Below are 3,977 nucleotides of genomic sequence, written 5' to 3'. Positions count from 1 at the left end.
GCCTTGCCGAGCGCAAGGCCCATGACGGCAAAGCCGGCGGTTCCAGTCAGCAGCGTTCGTCTGTTCAACATCGGCACAGAATCCCAGCGTTCAACCTTGGCGTCGCAGGAATCGTGCCAGACGGTTTGCCTCTCCTCTGGACGGAAACGACAATGGCTTGTCGAGCAGCCTCTGCGGGCCTAAGTTCAGGAAATGAGCAGAGCTTTCACCCGCGAGGAAGACAGCGAAAATGCCATCGCCGGTGTCGGTGAGCGGCCGGTCAGCCAGCATCGCAATCTGGTGACGGAACGCGGCCTGGCGCAGATCGAGGAAAATCTGGCCGATCTGCGCGACATACTGGCGAAGGCCGAACGCAAAGCCGACCGCGAGCGCATAGCGGTCGTGTCGCGCGATCTGCGTTACTGGACCGCCCGGCGCGAAAGCGCCGAACTCTCGGTGCCGGAGCCGGGCAGTGACGTTGTGCGCTTCGGCATGGGCGTCACGATCGAGAGCGATGACGGCAAGAAGGTGCATTGGAAGATCGTCGGCGAGGACGAGGCTGATCCCACCAAGGGCAGCATTTCGCATGTTTCGCCAATGGCTGTCGCCCTGTTCGGCAAGAAGATCGGCGACTTGGCCAGCGTCAACGGCAAGGAATGGGAAATCGTCAAGCTCTCCGAGAGCTAGGACGTCTCAAATCCGCCGCACTGATTGGCGCGTCATTTGGCGAGTTTCTGAAGCCCGACCCGATATTTGTCCATGACCTCGCGCGCGGCCTTCATCTGCCGTTCGAACCTGTCGGCCACCGGTCTTAAAATGATGCCGTGATCAGTTTCGATGATCTGGAGCTGATCGCCCGATTGCAGATTCAAGCTGTCCAGCATTCCCGTGGCAAGATCAGGGCATCTGATCCGTCGTCGAGCTTGTGGATGGTCGTCTTCACGGTTACCGCACCTTGGTTGCAGTGTCAGTCTAGCACAACCTTTTCAGAGATGCAGCAGTCCTAGTCCGTGGCCAGCAGGCGGTCCAGCAGGCGATCCGCTGCCTCTGGAATGACTGTGCCCGGCGGGAAGATTTCCGCAGCGCCGGCTTGCCGCACCGCGTCATAGTCCTGCGGTGGGATGACGCCGCCGGCGACGATCAGCATGTCGCCGCGGCCGAGCTTTTTAAGCGCGTCGCGCAGTTCCGGGATCAGCGTCAAATGTCCCGCCGCCAGCGACGAGGCGCCGACGATGTGGACGTCCTGTGCGACCGCCAGCCTGGCGATCTCATCCGGTGTCTGGAACATCGCGCCGACGGTGACGTCGAAGCCGAGATCGGCGAAGGCCGTAGCGATGACCTTCTGGCCACGGTCGTGGCCGTCCTGGCCCATCTTGGCGACGAGAATGCGCGGCTTGCCGCCGGTCTTCTTCTCGAAGGCGTCAAGCTTGTCCTGCAGCCCGTCGACCACGGGATGATCGCCAAGCGCCTTGCGATAGATGCCGGAAATGGTCTGCACCGTAGCGACGTGGCGCCCAAACGCCCTTTCCAACGCGAATGAAATCTCGCCGACCGTTGCATTGGCGCGCGCGGCTCGGATGGCGAATTCCAGCAGGTTTTCATTGCCTTGCGCGGCACGGGTCAGCGCATCGAGTGCGCTTTCGACGGCGGCGACATCGCGCGTGCCCTTCAGCCGTTGCAGCTTCGACAATTGCCGGGCCCTGACCTCGGCATTGTCGATCTTCAGCACGTCGACCTCGATGTCGGTCTCGGGCCGATGGGCGTTGACGCCGACCAGCATCTGCTCGCCGGAATCGATCCGCGCCTGCGTGCGCGCGGCAGCTTCCTCGATGCGCAGCTTGGGAATGCCCTGTTCGGTCGCCGCCGCCATGCCGCCGAGCGCCTCGACCTCCTCGATATGAGCAAGCGCGCGCGCCGCCAGATCATGCGTCAGCCGTTCAAGATAGGCCGAACCGCCCCACGGGTCGATGATGCGCGTGGTGCCGGATTCCTTTTGCAGGATGAGCTGGGTGTTGCGGGCGATCCGCGCCGAATGGTCGGTCGGCAGCGCCATCGCCTCGTCGAAGGAATTGGTGTGCAGCGATTGGGTGTGGCCCTGCGTTGCAGCCATTGCCTCGATCATGGTGCGGACAATGTTGTTGTAGGGATCCTGCGCCGTCAGCGACCAGCCAGAAGTCTGGCAATGGGTGCGCAGCGACAACGAGCGCTCGTCCTTGGGCGAAAAATTCTTCTGCATCAGGGTCGCCCACAACAGGCGCGCGGCCCGCAGCTTGGCGACTTCCATGAAGAAATTCATGCCGATGGCCCAGAAGAAGGACAGGCGCGGCGCAAAGCGGTCAATGTCGAGGCCCGCCGCGACGCCGGCGCGGGCATACTCGATGCCATCGGCGATCGTATAGGCGAGTTCAAGGTCGGCCGTCGCGCCGGCCTCCTGCATGTGATAGCCGGAGATCGATATCGAATTGAACTTCGGCATGTTCTTCGATGTGTACGAGAAGATGTCCGACACGATCCGCATCGAGGGTTTCGGCGGATAGATGTAGGTGTTGCGGACCATGAACTCTTTCAGAATGTCGTTCTGAATGGTGCCGGCGAGATCTTTCTGCGCAACGCCCTGTTCTTCCGCCGCGACAATGTAGAGCGCCATGATCGGCAGCACCGCGCCGTTCATCGTCATCGATACCGTCATCTCGCCGAGCGGAATGCCGTCGAAGAGCTGCCGCATGTCGAGAATGGAATCGATGGCGACGCCAGCCATGCCGACATCGCCGGCAACGCGCGGATGATCGCTGTCATAGCCGCGATGCGTGGCGAGATCGAAGGCGACCGACAGGCCCTTCTGGCCGGCGGCAAGGTTGCGTCGGTAAAATGCATTGGATTCTTCGGCCGTCGAGAAGCCGGCATATTGCCGGATGGTCCAGGGCTGCTGGACATACATGGTCGGGTAGGGGCCGCGCACGAAGGGCGGCAGGCCGGGATAGGTGTCGAGATGCGGCAACCCCTTGAGGTCGCTTTGATTGTACAGATGCTTGGCGACGAGCCCTTCCGGCGTGGTCCGCTGGCCTTTGACCTCGACGGGAGCGCGGCGTGGCGGGACCCAGCCGATCTGGCCGAAGTCCGGGATCAAGAGCCGGCTCCGATCGATTGGTCGATGCGGACTGGAAACAGCGCCTCGCAGACGGCAACGCCTTCGGTGAAGGCCGGCCGCCGTTCCGCCGCCAGCGTCTCGACCGGACGTTCGTCTTTCGATGGATAGAGCGTGGTGCCGATGATGGCCCGTTGGCCTGTGCGGTAGGCTGCATTGCGCTGCTCCGCAGCTGCGTGGACGCGCTTCTGGATGCGTCCGTCCTGAAGGCTGGACAGGACACCGCCCTCGGCTTCGATCGTCTGCAATTCCGTCCACGCCAACTCGCACAACTCCGCGGTCAACGCCTCGACGGCGCCGGAACCATAGGCGGGATCGGTGACATGATCGATATGGCTTTCATTGGCCATGATCAGCTGCGTGTTGCGGGCAACACGACGGGCAAAACCCGCCGGCAGACCATGCGCGATCGTGTGCGGCAGGATGGAGATCGAATCGGCGCCGCCGCACGCCGCGGCAAAGCATGCAATGGTGGTGCGCAGGATGTTGGTCTCCGGATCCATCGCCGTCATCATGCGAAACGACGTCTCGGCATGGATATTGGCGGTGGATGTCGGGATCGAACAAGCCTCCTGCACCCGCGCCCATAGCCTGCGCAGTGCTCGCATCTTGGCCGTCGACAGCAACTGGTCCTGGTCGACGCTGAGCGCAAAACCGATATGGGGTGCGGCATAGACAAGCGGCTGCCGCGCCGTCTCGAACATTCTGAGATAGGAGACAGCCGAAGCCAGCATGATGCCAAGTTCCTGCGCTTCCGTGGCGCCGGCATTGTGGAACACGCGCCCGTCAGCTTCCAGCAGCACGCCCGGAACGCCCATCGCGAAGAAGTGCGCCAGCGACTGTGGCATAGAGG

The 3,977-nt window shown here is 62.6% G+C and carries 4 protein-coding genes; 1 reads left to right on the top strand and 3 read right to left on the bottom strand.

What is annotated here, in order from left to right:
- Window positions 1-192: 192 nt before the first annotated feature.
- A complete protein-coding gene (gene greA, locus EN994_RS21200) occupies window positions 193-666 on the top strand; it encodes a transcription elongation factor GreA (RefSeq protein WP_013532674.1) in 474 nt (157 codons plus the stop codon).
- 32 nt (window positions 667-698) lie between these two features.
- On the opposite strand, the gene EN994_RS21195 is transcribed toward greA, so the two are convergent.
- The 3 genes from EN994_RS21195 to EN994_RS21185 form a co-directional block, all read right to left on the bottom strand.
- Entirely contained in the window at window positions 699-863 is a 165-nt protein-coding gene (locus EN994_RS21195; RefSeq protein ID WP_245459565.1) for an AbrB/MazE/SpoVT family DNA-binding domain-containing protein, read from the bottom strand.
- A 119-nt stretch (window positions 864-982) separates the two neighbouring features.
- On the bottom strand, window positions 983-3,106 hold the full coding sequence (scpA, locus tag EN994_RS21190; protein WP_013532673.1) for a methylmalonyl-CoA mutase: 2,124 nt from the start codon (window positions 3,104-3,106) through the stop codon (window positions 983-985).
- Window positions 3,103-3,977 (bottom strand): methylmalonyl-CoA mutase family protein (locus EN994_RS21185; RefSeq protein WP_164746056.1); only part of this gene is annotated, 875 nt, incomplete at its 5' end. The genes EN994_RS21185 and scpA, both read right to left, overlap by 4 nt.

Source organism: Mesorhizobium sp. M7A.F.Ca.CA.002.09.1.1 (assembly GCF_003998555.1).
Lineage (GTDB): Bacteria > Pseudomonadota > Alphaproteobacteria > Rhizobiales > Rhizobiaceae > Mesorhizobium > Mesorhizobium ciceri.
Note: the sequence above shows the minus strand (reverse complement) of the source record. Positions and strands in the feature narration are given on the sequence as shown.